A 320-nucleotide genomic window follows, 5' to 3' on the forward strand; every position below is an offset into this window, starting at 1 on the left:
TGCTGAACGTCAGCGAAAAACGAAACCGCTGTTGAAATCCCTGGAAAGCTGGTTGCGTGAAAAGATGAAGACCCTGTCGCGACACTCAGAGTTGGCGAAGGCGTTCGCGTACGCACTTAACCAGTGGCCGGCACTGACGTACTATGCGAACGATGGCTGGGTGGAAATCGACAACAACATCGCTGAAAATGCCCTGCGGGCGGTCAGTCTGGGTCGTAAAAACTTCCTGTTCTTCGGCTCTGACCATGGTGGTGAGCGGGGAGCGCTACTGTACAGCCTGATCGGGACGTGCAAACTGAATGACGTGGATCCAGAAAGCT

General features: G+C 54.4%; 1 protein-coding gene. It reads left to right on the forward strand.

Going from position 1 to position 320, the window contains the following annotated elements:
- On the forward strand, positions 1-320 hold a 320-nt coding region (locus BEB42_RS26045; protein ID WP_139349250.1), incomplete at both ends, for an IS66 family transposase.

This window comes from Escherichia sp. MOD1-EC5990 (assembly GCF_002965285.1).
Lineage (GTDB): Bacteria > Pseudomonadota > Gammaproteobacteria > Enterobacterales > Enterobacteriaceae > Escherichia > Escherichia coli_F.